Here is a 19,480-nt window from a genome sequence, read left to right as displayed (position 1 = left end):
AAAGACTGCGACAATTTACTGTCACAGTCTTTTATTATTATGATTTTTTAGCTTGTTTTTTCTTCAAGTATAATTCACGCATCTTCTCCATCTTCTCTTGTTGGTTTGTGCGTGTTGGCTTTTGCTTTTCGTGGTATTTTGTCACCGCTGCTTGCCCTTTTGTATCTAATTGATATTTCCCCATTGAACTCACCTACTTTTTTTCAATGATTCTATTATACAATGAAAAATCATAACATATACATTTTTTTCAGTTTGTAGTTTTCTTCAAAGTGAGGTAAACTATTAAAAATTATAAAGGCGATGAAAAGAAGAGTAAATTTTGTATAAATCTACAGAGACCTCTATTAGCTGAAAAAGAGGGTTTTATACTTTATTGAACCAAGTCTTGGAGCTGTGTATCGGATTTAACATGATGGTACAACGGATTCTCACGTTACTGAGATAGAGTATCACTATTTTTTAGTCGTACTTGATAAGATTCCTATAGTGATATATGGAATAAACTGAGGTGGCACCGTGACTAAGTTCACCCTCAAGATTCATTTCTTGGGGGTGAACTTTTTTATTTCATATAATTTATAGAAATGTGGTGCTGACATTGAAAAAAACATACATTTTATTATTACTATTAGGTCTTGGTATCTCAAATATTGGTGCATGGATTTATTTAATTGCATTAAATTTAAAAATTTTTAATCAAACTCAATCTGCATTATCTATTGCTATTCTATATACCCTTTCCCCTGTCGCTATGCTAGTTGTTAGCTTTTGGGCAGGGTCACTCATTGATCGACTAAATATACGAAAAATGATGATTTTCTTAGATTGTTTTCGCGCTATCTGTATCTTATTCATTCCAACTACGAATTCACTAATCGGTATTTATATTTTATCTTTTTTAGTACAACTTAGTAACGCTATTTTCACAACCGCTTCCACTGTTTATATTACAAAACTCATTCCCGTTAATGAACGACAAAAGTTTAATTCACTCAAAATTCTTATTCAATCTTGTGGTGCTATTTTAGGTCCAATTATAGCAGGTGTCTTATTATTATTTATATCTACAAATCAAACAATTTATTTTAATACATGCATTTTACTTTTCTCTGCTAGTATTATCTACTTTTTGCCAAACGTACAAATATCTCAAACAGAAAATACAGATTTATCTTTCAAGGTAATTAAAAAAGATTTCCTCACTATTGTAATGTATAGTAAAAAAAATCACTTTATTTTCGTTATTTATTGCTTCTTCTTAGGTATGACTATTTTTATGACAGCGATTGATTCCATTGAGGCTGCTTTTTCTAAAAGCGTAATTGATTTAACAGATGCAGAATATGGGTTTTTACTTAGTATTTTTGGAACTGGTATTCTATTAGGTTCTCTTATTAATACGTTATTTGCAAAATATTTTTCATTATCTTTTTTGATTGGTATAGGTACGTTAACGACAAGTATTGGATACATCAGTTATTATAGCTCTTTCAACTTTTCACATGTTTTGATTAGTATGTTATTCATTGGATTTTGTCTTCCGTTTTCACAAACAGGCTTTATAACTTTTTATCAAAACAATATACCTACCTCTATTTTAGGAAGATTTCAAAGTATCGTTGGGGTTGTAGAAGCTATTGGAATCATTATTTTCACATTAACTCTTGGATATTTATCTACTCTGTTTTCATTGCGGCTAGTTGGCATAATCGGTTCTTTTCTATTTTTCTTATTTAGTTTATTCCTTTTTTATATAATATATTTTAAAAAGAAAAACTTCCCTTACTAAAGTCATATTATACCGTTTTCTCATTACAGATGATGGAATATTTGTTAGACTAGTAGAAAGGAGTGAACCGTTTATGATGTTTCTAACAGTTATGGCATTATTTTTATTTGGTATTATGGCGTTATCAGGTGTCATCCTACTAATTTTAGCCATTATCCGTCCAAAAACACGCAATACAAAATTCATCTTACCTATCGTTTTATTAGTCATTTCAGGTATTGGAATTGCTTCTATGATGAGTCTATTTTTCATTACACCTAAAGAAGGAACTGTGCAAGAGTATGAAAAAACAGAGAAGCTTACACAGAATATGACGATTGATGGAAATGCAGCGAAAGTGTTTGTTGAAGTTCCAAAATCAGCCGAAACACCTGATTTTTCAAAACAAGCAGATCAAATCGTACAATCTGTACGAAAAGAACATGCAAATGTACGTAAAGTGATTATTCTTTGGAATCGTGAAGGTTCCAATCAAAAAATAGCGAAATCTACATTCCATAAAGAAGGACAGGATTTCGTGTTAGATCATGAATGGTCTGAATAAAAAGTAAGAGGCTCTGGGATAACTCCCTAAGCCTCTTTTTTATACATTCTTTTGCTCTTGCCACATACTTAAAATGCCGAGTATTAATAATAAACAAACACCTGTGAATGTCAAAGATGACCATGTTAATCTCGGGTCGAGTAATTGAAAAAAGAAAGTGAAGACAAGAATGAAGCACAGCGACATCATGACGATGAACGTCTCACAATATTGAATGCCTTTCTGTAATAGATACATGGGAATTAATACCTCCATTATGGTCACCATCATAATCCACGCGATATTTTCGAGAAAATAAAGTATCAATGTATCATATGTAGCGATAAACGACAGAATAATAATAGCGATAAAACGCTTCGACAAAATCATCGAACTACTCCAACCAAGTGTACTTAATTGTTTTGAATAGATGGTACAAAGAACAGCTCCTAAGCCACAAAAAATACTCGTAACGATTCCCCAGCTATTTTCAACGCGCCATTCTGTCACGCCTGAATTCCCTGAAAAAATGGCGTAGATGAGTAATAGACAAGCTCCAAGTGTACCAAGTGCAATCCACCACTGTATGCGCGGAATATGAACGCGCGTTCGAAGTGCAATAACAAGAACAAATAGCGGTCCTACCCCATCTCCAAAGAACTGACAATCGCTGGTTCAATATATTTTAATGCAAAATAAAATCCCATAAATGCCAATACAGATGCTAGATTTAATTTTAATAATGGCAAAAAAGCTCGCTTCCACTCGACTTGCACACGTTGTTTCATCGCCACCATTTGAAAAAATATAGCGGTTATGAAAAAACTAATACCTGTGAATAGAAAAGGATGAACGAGTTGTACTTTATTCGCATAATAGACCTGACTAATCGATGTTAAAATAGCCGATGCTAATAAGCTCACAATCCCCACTACATACATTTTTCGCTGCTTCGATTGTACAATTTCCAACACGTTCTCCCCTCTCCGACATATTCCATTCATTATAGATGAATTGTCAGAAAATTCAAGAGATATATCATTTTATATCCATATTATATTGAATATACGCTAAAAATTCTTCAACTGTATATTTCTCTAATCCCTCTTGTTTATATCTACGTACTGTTACGCTATTTTGTTGTTGCTCTTCATCACCAAGTACGAGAATATAAGGAATTTTCTTCATCTGCGCCTCTCTTATTTTCTTCCCTAGTTTCTGGTTACGCTCGTCTACTGCTACACGAATATGTGCTTGTCGCAATTGATTCGCTACTTCCTCTACATACGCTGCATGTGTATCAGCGACTCCAATGACTTGAACTTGAATGGGAGCTAACCATAGCGGGAATGCTCCGTTAAAATGTTCAATAAGAATCCCTAAAAAGCGATCCAGTGAACCAAAGACAGCGCGATGAATCACAACAGGACGTACTTTTTCATTTTGCTCATTTACATAAGTTAAGTCGAACTTTTCAGGTAGTTGGAAGTCGAGTTGTACTGTTGCACATTGATGGCTACGCTGAATCGCATCTTGAATGTGAATATCGATTTTCGGACCGTAAAACGCACCGTCTCCTTCATTCACTGTATAAGCGACACCTCGTTTTTCTAACACACGCGAAAGAGCTGCTTCCGCTTCATCCCACACTTCTAAGTCTCCCATATAATCTTCTGGACGTGTCGAAAGTTCAATTGTGTAATCAAAATCAAAGACGCGATACACATGATCAATGATTTGAAGTGCCAGCTCAATCTCTCGTTCAATTTGGTCTGGTCTAACGAAAAGATGTGCATCATCTTGGCAAAATGAACGAACACGCAATAAACCATTCAATGCACCGCTAAACTCATGTCGATGTACATGACCGAATTCTGCCATACGAATCGGTAAATCTCGATAAGAGCGCAGCGTATTCTTATAAATTAACATGTGCCCTGGACAGTTCATCGGCTTCAATGCAAACTGTTGATTATCCACTTGTGTCACATACATATGCTCCTGATAATGTTGCCAATGTCCCGATTGCTCCCACAAACGCTGATTCATCATAAGCGGTGTTTCCACTTCTTCATAGCCATACATTGTCTGAACCTCACGCAAGAAATGTTCTAGTTCACGACGAATGACTTTACCATTTGCTAAGTAAAAAGGCATTCCCGGTGCTTCCTCTGAAAACATAAACAACTCAAGCTCTTTTCCAAGCTTACGATGATTTCTCTTTTCTGCCTCTTCTAAAAATTTGAAATGCGCCTGTAAATCTTCTTTTGACGCAAAAGCCACACCATAAATTCGCTGCAACATTTGACGATTCACATCACCACGCCAGTATGCCCCTGAAACATGCAATAATTTAAAATGCTGTAATTTCTGTGTTGTCGGTACATGTGGTCCACGACACAAATCGATGAATTCTCCTTGTTCATAAATCGTGATTACTTCACCTTCTGGAATGGCATCAAGCAGCTCCAACTTTAATGCATCCTCTTTAAATAATTGCTTCGCTTCCTCACGCGACACTTCTTTTCGTGTGATTGCTAGTTGTTCCTTCACAATTCGATGCATCTCACGCTCAATCTTTTTTAAATCCTCTGGTATAAGCGTATGCGCTAACTCGATATCATAATAAAAACCATAATCTATTACAGGCCCCACTCCAAAACAAGCATCTGGATACAGACGTTTTACTGCCTGCGCTAACAAATGAGCTGTTGAATGACGCAATACAGACAATCCCTCTGGTGACTCCGCATCATACAACCTAATTTCGGCATCCACAAGAATCGGCTCTGTCAAATCTGTTGTCGTCGTGTTCACACTACCTACAATTGATTTTTTCGCTAAACTCGGACGAATTGACTTAGCAATTTCGGTTAGCGTTACACCTTTGGCAAAGCTTTTTTGCTCGCCATTTGGAAACTGAATAACTACTTCTTGATTTGACATACGATCTCTCCTTTTCTTTTTTATAAAATAAAAAAGCACCTATCCATCCCAAAAGGGACGAATTGATGCTCTCATATCCGTGGTTCCACCCAAATTCCTACCGCCATTTACAGCAGTAGCTCATTGTCGCAGTTAACGCCTGTCTTACGTTACTAGTTTCCTAGTACAGCTCCAAGGGAGTAAAACGATTGGTCCAATCAGGGAACTTTCAGCCGGTGATTCCCCTCTCTTTCGATTTTCGCTCAAACGCCTCATATCCTCTTCAATGCTTTTGAAATTGAAATTAGTAACTAACTTAACCCATTCATTTTCAATTGTCAAATAGTTTTTTGAATTTTTTGAATAAAATATTAGAAATAGATTGAAAATGCCTTGTCCTTTATTTTGGCTCTAATTCAATAATCTCAGATTTATTATTGTATTGGATTCCAAATGGAATAGTTGAATCTTCTGTAATACCGCAGTCGTCACAAGCAACCTTTTCAAATTGAACTTTATTATCTTTTAACTCTAAATTCTCAGCTTTTCTATTGAATTTATTTGCAAGCGAATATTCGTAGTTAATCTTTGCAGGTGCTGGCTCTTTTCCTATGTACATAATAACTAAATCAAAATCCCCTGACTGATCATTATCAGAAGACACATATTTATTCTTCCAATCTTTCGACTCTCCACTAAATATCGTCGTATTTTCACAAGCCGTCAACAAAAATAGCTGCGAAAATAAAATAAAAGCAATTATTTTTTTCAAAATAGACCTCTATCTTATATGTAATATTTAAACATTATCATACAAATTAATTATAATAAAATCTAAATCAAATTTTTGATATACATTTATACACTTTTAAAGGATTATTTAACCATAAATACAAAAAGGTGGTTTAAAATGAAGGTTATAAAGACTCTTATTATATTATTTGTATTACTTATACTATCATCATGTACAAATAGCTCTACTATTAGTAAGCAAGAGATTATAAGTGCTGAAGAAAATGCATATCCAGAAGGGGTTAAAGACGGAACTGTAAGTACGAAATTCTACGAATCTTTTAAAAAGTGGCATTCGATATACAAAGAAACATCCACTACTTTTGACAAATCATTACGTGAAGTTTTATTTATACACCGTTCAACAACAGATGAACAAGCTCAAACTTTTTCTGACGAATTAAATTATATACTAATCTACAAACAGAAATGGGATCAAGTAAGTAATGACTTACTTTGGTCAACAAATACCCCAGCTGACGAAGCTATATTGAACGCTACCCAAAACATTGAATATTCTTTTGAAAATTACATGAATGCGGTCCTTGTTTTCATGGAGAACAAAGGTGAAAGCAAAAATTTAGATGCTGCTACTACCAAATATGGAATTGATAATAATCAGCTAGAAAAATTACTAAGTGATTATAAGATTTATGAATAGCCGCCTAAGTTTGTAAAAGAAAAGGTTATGATTCTAAAGTATAAAAGGAGAGATATTAAATTTTCTCTCCTTTTTCATTATTTTATCTTTACAATATAAATCTTCTATAAGAATATACTTTAAACAGAAGTAGTCTTAGAAACTTTAACCTAACGAATCATGAATGGTCTCCTGCTTCTTTCCTATAATATTTCTCATCAAACTCTGACAGAAATAGCGTAGGTTCAATAATTTTATATTCTTTATAATCAAAGTTTATATTATCTTTTCCAAACTCTATTCACTTCTTTAAGTTTTGTTTTTTCAAAAGTTAATTTATAAATATCTGGCATGCCAAGCTCTTTCCAAAAATCAAATCCATACCGCTTATCAAAAAAATTCATAATTAGAACCATAATATTACCATGTGTTCCTATTACAATATTTTTACCCTCATACTTTTCTAGTACTTCTATCGTTGCCTTAACGCCTCTTTTTTGAGCTATAAGATTAGACTCTCCACCTTCCCATGAAAATGTTTCATCTTCCCATACTTTTGTAATTGCTTCATCAAAATTTTCAATTGGCTTTTCAGACAAGTTTCTTTCTTTAAAGTCACTCTCAATTATTAATTCTTTATCTGTTAATTGAGCAATCCTCTCAATTGTTTGCACTGCTCTTTTATATGGACTGGATATTACATAATCAATATTTTCTTTTTCAAGTATCTCTGTAATTCTTTCTACATCAATTATACCTTGGCTGGATAAAGGTCTTTTTAATTCATCCACAGTATAAATAGAATGAGCATGCCTCACAAAATATAAATTTGTCATCAATTATTCTCTCCTAATCGGTTTATTACTATATTTTAATAAGAATATTCCATCAACTGATTGTAAATTAAAATAAAATTTAGTTATTTATATTAATACAAAATTGTATTAACTAATTCTTTTGACATACTATATCTCTTAATAAAATAAACTTGAAGATAAAAGAACTTTATAACGGTATTGTAAGAATTAAAAAAGATACTCGTATAGTGTTCTAAATTGTACAAGCTAGTGTAAAATTTGCATAAAGAACTTATTTTTATAGGTATCTTCTCTAAAACAGACCGAGTCTATGTCGGTTACTCAAAACTATGGTACTACATTATGTATTTAATAAGCACATCAAATTTAAGAATATTATACATTTGATAATCTACGTAATCTCTCGTATTTTTTAAGTGTTAACATCATTCGTATCATCTGTTCAAAGTCTTCTTTTTCTACCATTTTTTCGATAATTTCTAGCATTATATAGTATTCTATTAATTACCATTCTAAATCAGGTACTCTTTCAATAAATTTTTTCCCATCAATAATTCCATTCGTAAATAATTCTTCAGCTGTTAGGAACTCTTGTGTGTATGAATCCTTAGAACGTGTTAATAAATAGCTTTTTTCTTTACCGTATAGTCGACTTATCCACCATTCTTCTGATTTATAGGAAAAGCTTAGTTCCTGTTCTTCATCTACTATTCCTTCTTTAAATTCTTTCCACTCTTTTTCGCTCACTTCTTTCACCTCTTCACTTTTATTATTTTAGTACCTATTAAAATCGTATTATCATTTATGGAGATGAGCATGCTTTTTAGGATCACCATGATTTACATAATATATCTATGTCAGTTTTTCCCGTAGTACCTTCTGGTATTCAATTTTCCATCTTTATAACGATTTTTTGTTAATTTTTTCAAAACCAAATCAACCTTTAACTATAATTATAGGTTGATTTAAATAAAATATGAAAAAAAGAGTATTTTTGTTTCAGATAATTCCTTTACTTTTAGTCATACAAAAAAATCTTCCTAATATATTAGGAAGATGATTACATAAACTTATTCTTATTATAATCCATTTCAAAAAAGTAAGAAGGGATTATTTTAAGGATTTCACTACATTTTTTAATCCCCGTTATAATCCCTTCACGTTTGACAAATCCTTATACACCAAGGATTTAAACTCTCTAACTTGTATGTCCCAGGAGGGATTCGAACCCCCGACCGACGCCTTAGAAGGGCGTTGCTCTATCCAGCTGAGCTACTGAGACAGTGTTGCTTGAGAAAAGTGAATTTCTCAAGGACAATACTTATTATAGACAAAGCTAGATAATATGTCAACATTATTTTTTTGGTATAGAAAAATAGTGTTGTGAAATGATTTGTTGGTCGGGTGTTTTGAATGTGACTGTGAATTCGTCTTGATCTTCTTCCCATTCAATTGTTGCATAGCTCTTCGGATTGCCGCCTCTTGGTAACAGGAGACTTCCTGGGTTTAAAAAGAGTGTGCGTCCTACTTGTTGTGCGCCGAGTACGTGCGAGTGTCCGAATAATACGATGTCTGCTTCTACTTCTTGCGCTTTATAATCAAGCGGTGTCAGCGTCATTTTAATATTGTATAAATGTCCATGTGTCATGAAGATGCGGCGTTCTCCAATCGGTACAACGAGTTCATCTACATAGTCGGAATCAAAGTCGCAGTTCCCTTTTACGCGGTACATCTCGTGAAAACGGGGATCATCATAACTTAACTCACTGTCGCCACAATGAAAGAAAGCATTTGCTCCCTGTTCTTGTTCATATACTTGTTCAATGATTTCTGCATTACCATGTGTGTCACTTAACACAACCACTTTCATCTAGCCAACCACCTTATCGAATTAGAGATTGATTTTTTCTTGTAATAGCTTGAGTGCATTACCGCGGTGTGAGATTGCGCCTTTTTCAGCTGGTGACATTTGTGCCATTGTTAGTCCTTTTTCAGGTACGTAGAAAATTGGATCATAACCGAAGCCATTGTCGCCGCGACGTTCTTCTAAAATAATGCCTTCACATGTGCCGAATACTGTTTGTGTTGGATAATCTGGACCTGTGATGGCTAAGCAGCAACCAAAGCGTGCTGTGCGTTCTGCTTCCGGTACACCTTGTAAATTCTTTAATACTTTTTCGATATTTGCAGCATCGTCATGGTCGCCTGCATAACGTGCTGAATACACGCCTGGCTCGTCGTTTAACGCGTCAATCATCAGTCCGCTATCATCTGCTATTACAAGAAGATTCAACGCTTTAGAGAGTGTTTCTGCCTTTAAGATGGCATTCTCTTCAAATGTTGTTCCTGTTTCTTCTATTTCCATATCTGGGGCTACGTCAAACATCGTTACGACTTCATAACCAAGTGGTCCAAAGATTACTTCAAAATCTTTTGCTTTTCCTTTATTCTTTGTGGCAATTACTACTTTTTTCATTCTTCCTTACCTCCTGTACAATGTATGTCTATTTTAGCATAAACGGTGCATAGACACGAAAAAACATGCTGGAACAAAACAGGTCACTTCCCTTTTTTAGCGTTCACAACGAAAAACTGGAACCACGCCACAGCACGATTCCAGTTTTTCTTATACTCATATGGGATGTGTTTTTTGTACTTATGTCCCAGCATATTTTTATTTTGCATATATGTATGCAATTATAATTCAATTTTCTCTGCTTGCAGCTCAGGAAGCTGTAGCCAGTCATCTACAATCTGTTGAAACATCGGTACAGATCCTGTTGCAAAAAAACGATGCTTCGCATGATGTGTCGATTTGTTTTCTAGACTGTAATATGCAAGTAAATCTTTTGCATGGAGCGCCGTCTCTTTTGCGGATGACACAACATGTACATCTTCTCCTACTACTTTCTCAATGAGATGTTGAATAATTGGATAATGCGTACAGCCTAAAATCATCGTATCATAAGAGATTGTTTTCAACGGAGATAGCACTTCTTCTACAAGCTTTTCTGCAAAAGGCCCTTCATATTGACCACTTTCAACCATAGGTACAAGGGGTGGACATGCAAGCGAATAGATTTGACTTTTAGAATAAAGCGAACCAATCGCTTCCTCATACGCGCCACTCTTTACTGTCCCCACTGTTGCGATGACCGCAATTTGATGGGTTTTTGTCTCTTTCATTGCAGCCATAGCACCTGCATTAATTACGCCAATCACAGGAAAGTCACAGGTTTTTTGAAGTGGTTCAAGCGCTACTGCTGTTGCTGTATTACAAGCAATAACTAGCATCTTGATTCCCATCTCTTTTAACTTCTGTGCCATCTGTGTTGTAAACTCCACTACTTGTTTTGCCGTTCGTGGCCCATATGGACATCTGGCTGTATCGCCAATATAATAAATCGTCTCATTTGGTAGATAGCGAAGCATTTCTTTTGCAACGGTTAATCCACCTACACCCGAGTCAATCACACCGATGGGAGCATTCACACTAACCGCCTCTAATCTTTTATTGTTAATCTTCATTCATACGAACGTATAATTTTTGTAATAGTTCCGATAATTGTTGGATTTCTTCATTTTCAAAATCACTTACAATATCAACTAAATATAATTGTCTTTTTTCGATTACTTCTCGAATAATCTTTTCGCCTTCTGGTAAAAGATGAATGCGCACGACACGTCGATCTGCTGTGTCACGAACTCGTTGTACAAGTTCATTCTTCTCCATACGATCGATTAAATCTGTCGTTGTACTAAAAGCTAAATACATACGATTTGATAAATCTCCAATCGTCATATCGCCTAATTCATCAAGCCATTGTAAAGCGATGAATTGTGGTGGGGTAATCGTGTAATTCGTTAAAATTTCACGTCCCTTTTGTTTAATAATCGCTGCAATGTGTCTTAAGTCTTTTTCTAGTATACAGATATTTTGTGCATTTACATCGAAACCTTCTTCAGCCATTTAGTTCACTCCTATTTCGTACATAGTATTTCCATATACGAATGATCATTAATTATATTGTGAATGTATTTCTGAAAATTGGCAAGCCATCTCGTATAAATTCTTAAAAAACTTAATGAATTCGTTGGATTTGTGGCATGGACCACTTCTCTGCCCTTCCAGTATGTGCATTCATTTGAACGAGTGTACCACGTCCTGTTAGACGTACTTCTCCATTCACAACACCCATATAATGAATGTCTACTGATGAACTACCCAATTTTGCAAATTTCGCAAACATTTGAATGGTCTCTCCAAAGAAAATTTGCTTTAAAAAATCACATTGTAAATCAGCTACAACAGGAACAATCGGTGAATCAGGTGAAAGATTGGCTCCTACTAATTCATATTCTTTCATTAAAGCAATACGCGCCTGCTCAAAATAGACGAATGGAACCGTATTATTCAAATGTCCAAATAAATCGGTTTCTGAAAAGCGCACCTCAATATCAATTGAAAATGTAAACTCTTTTTGCCATGCTTCAAAATCTTGAATATAACTCTCTTTCATCTTTCATCCCTCCAAACTGAATAGTTATTCATATTGTAACAAATTTCAAGTTCTTTGAAAAAGAATAGCCTTTCGTCTGACGAAACAATCAAAAAGCAGGAACCGCTTATAGGCGATTCCTGCTTCGAATTATAACGTAAATTTACGTATTAAATTAGTCAACCATATGGTCAGAACCGAAGAAGTTTCTGAACATTTGAACTGTTGCTGAACGGTTAAGTGAAGCGATAGAAGTTGTCAAAGGAATACCTTTTGGACAAGCTGCTACACAGTTTTGAGAGTTACCGCAGTTAGATAAGCCGCCGTCTCCCATGATTGCATTTAAACGTTCGTCTTTGTTCATTGCACCTGTTGGATGTGCGTTGAATAGACGTACTTGAGATAATGGAGCTGGTCCCATGAATGAAGAGTGAGAGTTTACGTTAGGGCAAGACTCTAAGCAAACACCACAAGTCATACATTTTGAAAGTTCGTAAGCCCACTCACGTTTACGCTCTGGCATACGTGGACCTTCACCTAAATCGTAAGAACCATCGATTGGAATCCATGCTTTTACTTTTTTAAGTGAGTCGAACATACGAGAACGGTCGATTTGTAAGTCACGAATTACAGGGAATGTGCTCATTGGTTGTAATTTTAATGGTTGTGGTAACTTGTCAACAAGTGCTGAACAAGATTGACGTGGACGACCATTGATTACCATTGAGCAAGCGCCACATACTTCTTCTAGACAGTTCATGTCCCATGTTACTGGTGTTGTTTTCTTACCATCAGCAGTTACAGGGTTTTCACGAATCGCCATTAATACCGAAATTACGTTCATATTTGGACGGTATGGTACTTTGAATTTCTCCCAATATGGTTGAGAATCAGCGCTGTCTTGACGTTGTACTTCAACATCTAACATTTTTTGTTCTGCCATGATTAGTGAGCACCTCCAGTATAGTCACGTTTACGTGGTTTAATCATTGAACAATCTACTTCTTCATAGGTGATGATTGGATCGAATGAAGGTGTGAATTGAGCAATTGTTGTTTTTAAGAAGTTTTCATCGTCACGTTCTGGGAAGTCTGGTTTGTAGTGTGCACCACGAGACTCATCACGTAATAATGCTCCTTTAGCCATAACACGCGCAAGAGCAAGCATGTTTTTCAATTGGCGAGTGAATTGAGCACCTTGGTTAGACCATTTGTTTGTATCATTGATGTTAATGTTGTTCCAACGTTGTTGTAACTCCTCTAACTTCACTAATGTTTTTTCTAAACGGTCGTTATGACGTACAACTGTTACGTTTTCAGTCATTAATTCACCAAGTTCTTTGTGTAATAGGTAAGCATTTTCTGTACCGTTAAGGTTTAGAATTTCTTCCCATTTCTCTTCTTGTTCTTTTACTGCTGCAGCGTAAAGCTCTTCTGGAAGATCTTCAACGTGCTTATCTAGGCTCTTAATATATTCAGTTGCTTTTGGACCTGCTACTGAACCACCGTAGATTGCAGAAAGTAAAGAGTTTGCACCTAGACGGTTACCACCGTGTTGAGAGTAATCACACTCACCAGCAGCGAAACATCCAGGAATTGTTGTTTGTTGATCGTAGTCTACCCATAGACCGCCCATTGAATAGTGAACAGCTGGGAAGATTTTCATTGGTACTTTATGTGGATCGTCACCAACGAATTTTTGATAGATCTCGATGATACCACCAAGTTTAATATCTAACTCGTGTGGATCTTTGTGAGATAAATCTAGGTATACAACGTTTTCACCGTTGACACCAAGTTTTTGGTTGATACATACGTCGAAGATTTCACGAGTTGCAACGTCACGAGGAACTAAGTTACCGTACGCTGGATATTTTTCTTCTAGGAAGTACCAAGGTTTACCGTCTTTGTATGTCCAAATACGGCCACCTTCACCACGTGCTGATTCTGACATTAAACGTAGTTTATCATCGCCAGGGATTGCAGTTGGGTGGATTTGGATAAATTCACCGTTTGCATATTTAGCGCCTTGTTGATAAACGATTGATGCAGCAGAACCTGTGTTGATCATTGAGTTTGTTGATTTACCAAAGATAATACCAGGGCCACCTGTAGCCATGATTACAGCATCAGAACGGAATGCTCTGATTTCATGTGTAGTTAAATCTTGTGCTGTAATACCTTTACATACGCCATTCTCATCTAATACTAAACCTAGGAATTCCCAGCCTTCGTATTTCTTAACTAGACCTTCAACTTCCCATTTACGAACTTGTTCATCTAGTGCGTAAAGAAGTTGTTGACCTGTAGTCGCGCCTGCGAATGCAGTACGGTGATGTAGTGTACCACCGAAACGACGGAAATCAAGAAGACCTTCTGGTGTACGGTTAAACATAACGCCCATACGGTCAAATAGATGGATGATACCAGGTGCAGCATCACACATTGCCTTTACTGGTGGTTGGTTTGCTAAGAAGTCTCCACCGTAAACAGTATCGTCAAAGTGAATCCATGGAGAATCCCCTTCACCTTTAGTGTTTACAGCGCCATTAATTCCACCTTGCGCACATACAGAGTGTGAGCGTTTAACAGGAACTAATGAGAATAACTCAACTTCAGTGCCTAGCTCAGCAGCTTTCATAGAAGCCATTAAACCTGCTAGACCTCCACCAACTACTATTAATTTACTTTTCGCCATTTTCCTCTCACTCCTCGTTCAATTAGTAGTCAAGCGCTTTCATACTTTCATCATAAGAGTTAATTATGCGAAAGCTAAGATCGCCATTACGCCAACTACTGATAACAGTACAAAGAAAATCATTGTAATGTAAGTTGTAACTTTTTGTGATTTTGGAGATTGAATAAGTCCCCAGCTTACTAAGAATGACCAAATACCGTTTGATAAATGGAACGTAGCTGCAATGATACCAACAATGTAGAAAATAAGCATTCCTGGATTTGATACAACGTCAGCCATTAAGTTGTAATCAATTTCGGCACCATTGATTGTTTTTTGTAAACGTGTTTGGAAGATGTGCCAAGCGATGAAAATCACAAGGAAAATACCTGTTACACGTTGTAACATGAAGAACCAGTTACGAGTTGTTCCGAAACGGTTCAAGTTTGGTTTCGCAGTGAACGCAATGTATACACCATAGAATGCATGGAACATTAATGGGATATAGATTACTACCCACTCAACGATTGGTAAGAATGGAAGACTTTCCATTGTAGCTGAAGCTTTGTTGAATGCTGCTTCACCGTTTGTAGCTGAATAGTTGATTAACAAGTGGACCGTCACGAATAGACCTACAGGAATTAGACCTAGTAGAGAATGTAGACGACGCCAGTAAAACTCTCGATCTTTCGACAAGACTGTTACCCCCCTTAATACTTAAAGTAAATCCAAGTCAAAAACTTCACGACTAATTTGTCTGACATTCTTTGACTGTTTACTTTATCATGGTACAATATTATGACAAGTTCATTGTACTCCCACTCCCAATGAACGTCAAGGTTACCAACGTTTTTCAGCAGTATCAATTACTCCGAAAAAATAGTATCAAAGTCGATTTTTCGCTATTTGAAAGCGTTTTTTTCTAAAAAGGACAAAAATTCGACAAAAAATATGAAAGAAGGATTTACACATGTCTACAATGGAAATGAAAAATGTTACAGCTTTTGGTTACGAAATTATTCGCGACCATATTCTCTCAACAATTGTTGGTAAAAATGAGGCGGATATCCTCTACTGGTGCGGTAAAGAAACTGCACGTAAGTTCCCACTACTTGAAATTGAGGAATTACCTGCCTTTTTCGCTGAGGCGTCATGGGGTGTTCTCGAGCAAACGAAATTAGGTAAGTCTGAAGCTATCTATGTCTTAACAGGCGATGCAGATATTTTAAAATTTGAACAACGCTGTTTCCGAATTGAATCTGGTTTCATCGCTGAACAAATTCAAAAACATAATGGCTTCTTAACAGAATGTTATGAAGAAGTAGATGTAAAAAAAGGTCGCGTAACATTCCAAGTGAAATGGGATTTAAAAGATCCAATTCATCAAGAAGAAGTAAAATAATGCGTACATACAAAAAGCCCCTTCAAATTCGCAAGGGACTTTTTGTTTTATCCATTTAATTTTCTATTGCCACTGCTGCTTTTGATAATTCAAACTGTTCATGTAAGGCATTCGCCGCTTTAAACATCTCTTCTTGTGGTACAACGACGGATACTTTGATTTCAGATGTGCTGACCATCTTCACCGGAATGCCTAATCTAAATAAGCAATCAAACATCGTCGCTGCAACACCTGGATTGGATGCCATACCTGAACCGACAATCGATACTTTTGCAAGTTCTAGTTCATGATCAATATAATCATAACCTAATGTATTTTTATATTCCTTTAACACATTTAATGTTTCTTCTAATTGTTCTTTTTTCACTGAAAATGATACCGTTGGTGATGCGTTTGGAATGATGGATTGTACAATGATATCCACATTGATATGGTGCTTCGCTAATGTTGTGAAGATGTTCGCTAATGACCCCATATATGCTTCGCTAAAATAAACTGTTAAACGAACGATTTCTCCTTCGAATGCTACTCCTCGTACAACTAAATCTTTTTCCATTTGAACTTCCTCCTTTAAAACGGTTCCTTCTACTTGTTCATAACTTGAACGAACAGACATGGGCATTTGATAATTTTTCGCTAATTCAACAGAGCGTGGATGTAAAACACCTGCTCCTAAATGTGCTAATTCGAGCATTTCATCATAACTTAATTCTGCTAATTTACGTGCATTTGGTACGAAGCGTGGATCACTTGTATAAACCCCATCAACATCGGTATAAATATCACAGCGTTCTGCTTGAATCGCAGCTGCAATCGCGACAGCTGTTGTATCTGAGCCACCTCGACCAAGTGTCGTAATATTACCTTCATGATCAATCCCTTGAAAACCTGCTACAACGGCTACTTTCCCTTCATTTAAACAGGTCGTGATTTTCTCACAATCAATCTGTTCAATGCGTGCATTACTCGCAACATCATCGGTCATCATACCTGCCTGCCACCCTGTAAAAGACTGCGCAGGTACATCTAATTGGTGAAGCGCCATCGTCAGTAAAGCTGTTGTAACTTGTTCACCTGTAGATAGTAGTACATCCATCTCACGTTTTGATGGATGTGTCGATACATGGTTCGCCATCTCGACTAAATGATCTGTCGTTTTTCCCATCGCTGAAACGACAACAACCACTTTATTCCCCACTTCCACTTCTTGTAAAACTCTTTTCGCTACATTTTGAATACGTTCCGGTGTTGCCACCGATGTGCCACCAAATTTCATAACATAAGTTCCCATACGTTCTCCCCCTACATATTGTAATGTGGGTTCTCTCAATAAAAAAAGCAGCCAAACATCGAAATGTTGGGCTGCTTATGCATGTCTATTCAAAAATGAACATTCATGTGAGATAGCCCTCCAGAGTGTACACTCTGACAATTCTGCATTTATTCAATACAGAACCAGCAATGAAGTCGTAGTTCCTTCATCACTTCGGCAGTTTCCCCTTTCACCTTCTTTCACTGAGTTACTACACTCTCAAAAAGGCTACTCTTGACACCTGCTCCTCTATCATCACTTTTTCAGTGATTTTTAATTAACGTTACTTTATCACAATATTTGGCAAAAGACAATTATTTTTTCAGAAAATGCGCAATTACGGCACTAGCCAGATTTTTCGGTAATCCAGCAGCAATTAATTCTTCTTCTGTTGCCTCTTTAATTTTTTTCATCGAACCAAAGTGTTTTAACATTTGCTGTTTCCGCTTTGGCCCAACACCTGGAATGTCATCAAGTTGCGAAGTGAGTGCATTCTTCTCACGTAATTGACGGTGAAAATTAATCGCAAATCGATGCACTTCATCTTGAATACGTTGCAGCAAATAGAACCCTTCACTCGTTCTTTTCAGTGGAATAACTTGTGGCGGATTACCATAAAGTAACTGGGCTGTCTTATGCTTATCATCTTTTGCAAGACCTGCAATCGGAATATCAAGGCCTAGTTCATCTTCAAGTACTTCACGCGCGACTTCCATCTGTCCTTTCCCACCATCTGTTACAAGTAGATCTGGAAGTGGTAGTCCTTCTTTTACAACACGTTGATAACGTCTTCTTAATACTTCACGCATCGCACCGTAATCATCATGCGCAGAAGCTGTTTGAATTTTAAATTTACGATAGTCTTTTTTACGCGGGCGACCATCTTCAAATACGACCATCGCAGATACCGTATCCGAACCGAAAATATGTGAGTTATCAAATGCTTCAATGCGAAGTGGTGTTTGAATATTCATCGCATCACCTAATTCTTCACATGCACCAATTGTTCGCTCTTCTTGGCGCTGTAGCATATTAAATTTCTCATCAATTTTCACATGCGCATTTTGTGTTGCTAAATCGAGCATTTCTTTTTTATAGCCGCGATGTGGCGCATGTACTTTAATGTCTAAAGCCTGTTGCAACATCTCTGCGTCCACTTCTTTTGGTATGATAATTTCAGACGGTTTTAAATGGTTCGCTTCTTCATAAAAACGCGCAATAAAAGTTGTAAATTCGTCTAGTGGTTCACCATATGAAGGGAATAATGATACATCGCGCTCAATCAACTTCCCTTGACGAATAAAGAATACTTGAACACACATCCATCCTTTATCCACTGCAAAACCAAAAATATCACGATTCGTAAAGTCCGTCGTCTTCGTAATTTTTTGTTTCGCCATAATTTGGTCGATATTCGCAATTTGATCGCGTAACTCTTTTGCTCGTTCAAAATCGAGTGCTTCAGATGCTTTATACATCTTTTCCTCTAGTTCCGTCTTTACATGCTCATGTCCGCCATTTAAAAAGTCTGTAATCTCTTGAATCATCTCTTTATATGCATCTTTTGGTACATCTTTTACACAAGGGGCTAAACATTGTCCCATATGATAATATAGACAGACACGATTAGGCATGACATCACATTTTCGCAGTGGATAGATACGGTCTAATAACTTTTTCGTTTCTGCTGCTGCATAAGCATTCGGGTAGGGTCCAAAATATTTTGCACGGTCTTTCTTAACTTTTCGCACCATTAACAAACGTGGATGCGGTTCATTTGTTATTTTCAAATAAGGATACGTTTTATCATCTTTTAACATGATATTATATTTTGGATCATGTAATTTAATTAAGTTCAATTCAAGTAAAAAAGCCTCTAAATCAGAAGATGTTACAATGTAGTCGAAATCGACAATCTCTGAAACAAGGCGTGCTGTTTTCTCATTATGCGAGCCTGTAAAGTAAGAGCGCACACGATTTTTCAGTACTTTCGCTTTACCGACATAGATGACTGTTCCTTGACGATCCTTCATTAAATAGCAACCTGGTTGGTCAGGGAGAACAGCTAATTTTTGTTTGATTTCGTTCATTTCATCACCTT

At 36.3% G+C, this 19,480-nt stretch carries 21 protein-coding genes, 1 tRNA gene, 1 riboswitch and 1 other annotated feature; of the genes, 4 read left to right on the top strand and 18 right to left on the bottom strand.

The genetic code is table 11. The annotated features are described in order from the left end of the window. Positions 1-37: 37 nt before the first annotated feature. Entirely contained in the window at positions 38-184 is a 147-nt protein-coding gene (locus ASO14_RS15120) for an alcohol dehydrogenase (RefSeq protein WP_068452138.1), read from the bottom strand. Positions 185-294: 110 nt separating this feature from the next. Next, positions 295-540: a binding site (T-box leader), on the top strand. A 61-nt stretch (positions 541-601) separates the two neighbouring features. Here ASO14_RS15120 and ASO14_RS04735 point away from each other — a divergent pair. Then, positions 602-1,792, top strand: coding sequence for an MFS transporter (locus tag ASO14_RS04735; protein WP_068452135.1), 1,191 nt, complete (start codon positions 602-604; stop codon positions 1,790-1,792). A gap of 73 nt (positions 1,793-1,865) precedes the next feature. Continuing rightward, positions 1,866-2,336: a hypothetical protein gene (locus tag ASO14_RS04730; protein ID WP_068452132.1), complete on the top strand. Its 471-nt coding sequence runs from the start codon at positions 1,866-1,868 to the stop codon at positions 2,334-2,336. A 39-nt stretch (positions 2,337-2,375) separates the two neighbouring features. Here the strand turns inward: ASO14_RS04730 and ASO14_RS04725 are convergent, their stop codons facing one another. From ASO14_RS04725 to ASO14_RS04710, 4 genes are all read right to left on the bottom strand, one after another. Beyond that, positions 2,376-2,825, bottom strand: coding sequence for a hypothetical protein (locus ASO14_RS04725; protein ID WP_156422331.1), 450 nt, complete (start codon positions 2,823-2,825; stop codon positions 2,376-2,378). A gap of 131 nt (positions 2,826-2,956) precedes the next feature. Then, a complete protein-coding gene (locus ASO14_RS04720) occupies positions 2,957-3,289 on the bottom strand; it encodes an EamA family transporter (RefSeq protein ID WP_197409939.1) in 333 nt (110 codons plus the stop codon). A gap of 64 nt (positions 3,290-3,353) precedes the next feature. Beyond that, complete coding sequence (thrS, locus tag ASO14_RS04715) at positions 3,354-5,261, bottom strand: threonine--tRNA ligase (RefSeq protein WP_068452123.1); 1,908 nt, start codon at positions 5,259-5,261, stop codon at positions 3,354-3,356. A gap of 379 nt (positions 5,262-5,640) precedes the next feature. Then, a complete protein-coding gene (locus tag ASO14_RS04710; RefSeq protein ID WP_068452120.1) occupies positions 5,641-6,012 on the bottom strand; it encodes a hypothetical protein in 372 nt (123 codons plus the stop codon). Between the two features lie 138 nt (positions 6,013-6,150). On the opposite strand from ASO14_RS04710, the gene ASO14_RS04705 reads away from it, so the two are divergent. Continuing rightward, positions 6,151-6,693 carry a hypothetical protein gene (locus ASO14_RS04705; protein ID WP_068452117.1) on the top strand — a complete coding sequence of 181 codons (543 nt, stop codon included), beginning with the start codon at positions 6,151-6,153 and terminating at the stop codon, positions 6,691-6,693. Positions 6,694-6,953: 260 nt separating this feature from the next. On the opposite strand, the gene ASO14_RS04700 is transcribed toward ASO14_RS04705, so the two are convergent. From ASO14_RS04700 to ASO14_RS04650, 11 genes are all read right to left on the bottom strand, one after another. Continuing rightward, positions 6,954-7,511, bottom strand: coding sequence for a histidine phosphatase family protein (locus tag ASO14_RS04700; RefSeq protein WP_068452113.1), 558 nt, complete (start codon positions 7,509-7,511; stop codon positions 6,954-6,956). Positions 7,512-7,994: 483 nt separating this feature from the next. Continuing rightward, positions 7,995-8,237: a hypothetical protein gene (locus ASO14_RS04695; protein WP_068452109.1), complete on the bottom strand. Its 243-nt coding sequence runs from the start codon at positions 8,235-8,237 to the stop codon at positions 7,995-7,997. A 461-nt stretch (positions 8,238-8,698) separates the two neighbouring features. Next, positions 8,699-8,772: transfer RNA gene (locus ASO14_RS04690), tRNA-Arg, on the bottom strand. Between the two features lie 72 nt (positions 8,773-8,844). Further along, the gene (locus ASO14_RS04685) at positions 8,845-9,360 is read right to left on the bottom strand and encodes a metallophosphoesterase (protein WP_068452106.1); all 516 of its coding nucleotides are present in this window, start codon (positions 9,358-9,360) and stop codon (positions 8,845-8,847) included. Between the two features lie 21 nt (positions 9,361-9,381). Next, positions 9,382-9,966, bottom strand: a complete 585-nt coding sequence (locus ASO14_RS04680; RefSeq protein ID WP_068452103.1) for an XTP/dITP diphosphatase — start codon at positions 9,964-9,966, stop codon at positions 9,382-9,384. Between the two features lie 221 nt (positions 9,967-10,187). Continuing rightward, positions 10,188-10,982 (bottom strand): glutamate racemase, encoded by a 795-nt coding sequence (racE, locus tag ASO14_RS04675; protein ID WP_068452100.1) that lies wholly within the window; start codon positions 10,980-10,982, stop codon positions 10,188-10,190. A gap of 25 nt (positions 10,983-11,007) precedes the next feature. Next, entirely contained in the window at positions 11,008-11,460 is a 453-nt protein-coding gene (locus ASO14_RS04670) for a MarR family winged helix-turn-helix transcriptional regulator (RefSeq protein ID WP_068452098.1), read from the bottom strand. 112 nt (positions 11,461-11,572) lie between these two features. After that, positions 11,573-12,010 (bottom strand): acyl-CoA thioesterase, encoded by a 438-nt coding sequence (locus ASO14_RS04665; protein ID WP_068452095.1) that lies wholly within the window; start codon positions 12,008-12,010, stop codon positions 11,573-11,575. A 154-nt stretch (positions 12,011-12,164) separates the two neighbouring features. Beyond that, positions 12,165-12,932: a succinate dehydrogenase iron-sulfur subunit gene (sdhB, locus tag ASO14_RS04660; protein ID WP_068452092.1), complete on the bottom strand. Its 768-nt coding sequence runs from the start codon at positions 12,930-12,932 to the stop codon at positions 12,165-12,167. Between the two features lie 2 nt (positions 12,933-12,934). Further along, positions 12,935-14,686, bottom strand: a complete 1,752-nt coding sequence (sdhA, locus tag ASO14_RS04655; RefSeq protein WP_068452089.1) for a succinate dehydrogenase flavoprotein subunit — start codon at positions 14,684-14,686, stop codon at positions 12,935-12,937. A 63-nt stretch (positions 14,687-14,749) separates the two neighbouring features. Beyond that, a complete protein-coding gene (locus ASO14_RS04650; protein ID WP_068452087.1) occupies positions 14,750-15,361 on the bottom strand; it encodes a succinate dehydrogenase cytochrome b558 subunit in 612 nt (203 codons plus the stop codon). 274 nt (positions 15,362-15,635) lie between these two features. Here ASO14_RS04650 and ASO14_RS04645 point away from each other — a divergent pair, with 274 nt between their 5' ends. After that, the gene (locus tag ASO14_RS04645; protein WP_068452083.1) at positions 15,636-16,067 is read left to right on the top strand and encodes a YslB family protein; all 432 of its coding nucleotides are present in this window, start codon (positions 15,636-15,638) and stop codon (positions 16,065-16,067) included. A 55-nt stretch (positions 16,068-16,122) separates the two neighbouring features. Here the strand turns inward: ASO14_RS04645 and ASO14_RS04640 are convergent, their stop codons facing one another. Then, positions 16,123-17,358: an aspartate kinase gene (locus tag ASO14_RS04640; RefSeq protein WP_068452079.1), complete on the bottom strand. Its 1,236-nt coding sequence runs from the start codon at positions 17,356-17,358 to the stop codon at positions 16,123-16,125. 105 nt (positions 17,359-17,463) lie between these two features. Beyond that, positions 17,464-17,639: riboswitch (Lysine riboswitch) on the bottom strand. Between the two features lie 54 nt (positions 17,640-17,693). Further along, entirely contained in the window at positions 17,694-19,469 is a 1,776-nt protein-coding gene (uvrC, locus tag ASO14_RS04635) for an excinuclease ABC subunit UvrC (protein ID WP_068452076.1), read from the bottom strand. Positions 19,470-19,480: the final 11 nt, after the last annotated feature.

Origin of the sequence: Kurthia sp. 11kri321 (assembly GCF_001534765.1) — a bacterium.
Lineage (GTDB): Bacteria > Bacillota > Bacilli > Bacillales_A > Planococcaceae > Kurthia > Kurthia gibsonii.
Note: the sequence above shows the minus strand (reverse complement) of the source record. Positions and strands in the feature narration are given on the sequence as shown.

Coding starts and splice junctions, on each gene's coding strand:
- ASO14_RS04705 (WP_068452117.1), top strand. CDS start 6,151: ATGAAGGTTATAAAGACTCTTATTATATTATTTGTATTACTTATACTA.
- ASO14_RS04645 (WP_068452083.1), top strand. CDS start 15,636: ATGTCTACAATGGAAATGAAAAATGTTACAGCTTTTGGTTACGAAATT.
- ASO14_RS15120 (WP_068452138.1), bottom strand. CDS start 184: ATGGGGAAATATCAATTAGATACAAAAGGGCAAGCAGCGGTGACAAAA.
- ASO14_RS04640 (WP_068452079.1), bottom strand. CDS start 17,358: ATGGGAACTTATGTTATGAAATTTGGTGGCACATCGGTGGCAACACCG.
- ASO14_RS04680 (WP_068452103.1), bottom strand. CDS start 9,966: ATGAAAAAAGTAGTAATTGCCACAAAGAATAAAGGAAAAGCAAAAGAT.
- ASO14_RS04730 (WP_068452132.1), top strand. CDS start 1,866: ATGATGTTTCTAACAGTTATGGCATTATTTTTATTTGGTATTATGGCG.
- sdhB (WP_068452092.1), bottom strand. CDS start 12,932: ATGGCAGAACAAAAAATGTTAGATGTTGAAGTACAACGTCAAGACAGC.
- ASO14_RS04670 (WP_068452098.1), bottom strand. CDS start 11,460: ATGGCTGAAGAAGGTTTCGATGTAAATGCACAAAATATCTGTATACTA.
- sdhA (WP_068452089.1), bottom strand. CDS start 14,686: ATGGCGAAAAGTAAATTAATAGTAGTTGGTGGAGGTCTAGCAGGTTTA.
- thrS (WP_068452123.1), bottom strand. CDS start 5,261: ATGTCAAATCAAGAAGTAGTTATTCAGTTTCCAAATGGCGAGCAAAAA.
- ASO14_RS04665 (WP_068452095.1), bottom strand. CDS start 12,010: ATGAAAGAGAGTTATATTCAAGATTTTGAAGCATGGCAAAAAGAGTTT.
- uvrC (WP_068452076.1), bottom strand. CDS start 19,469: ATGAACGAAATCAAACAAAAATTAGCTGTTCTCCCTGACCAACCAGGT.
- ASO14_RS04685 (WP_068452106.1), bottom strand. CDS start 9,360: ATGAAAGTGGTTGTGTTAAGTGACACACATGGTAATGCAGAAATCATT.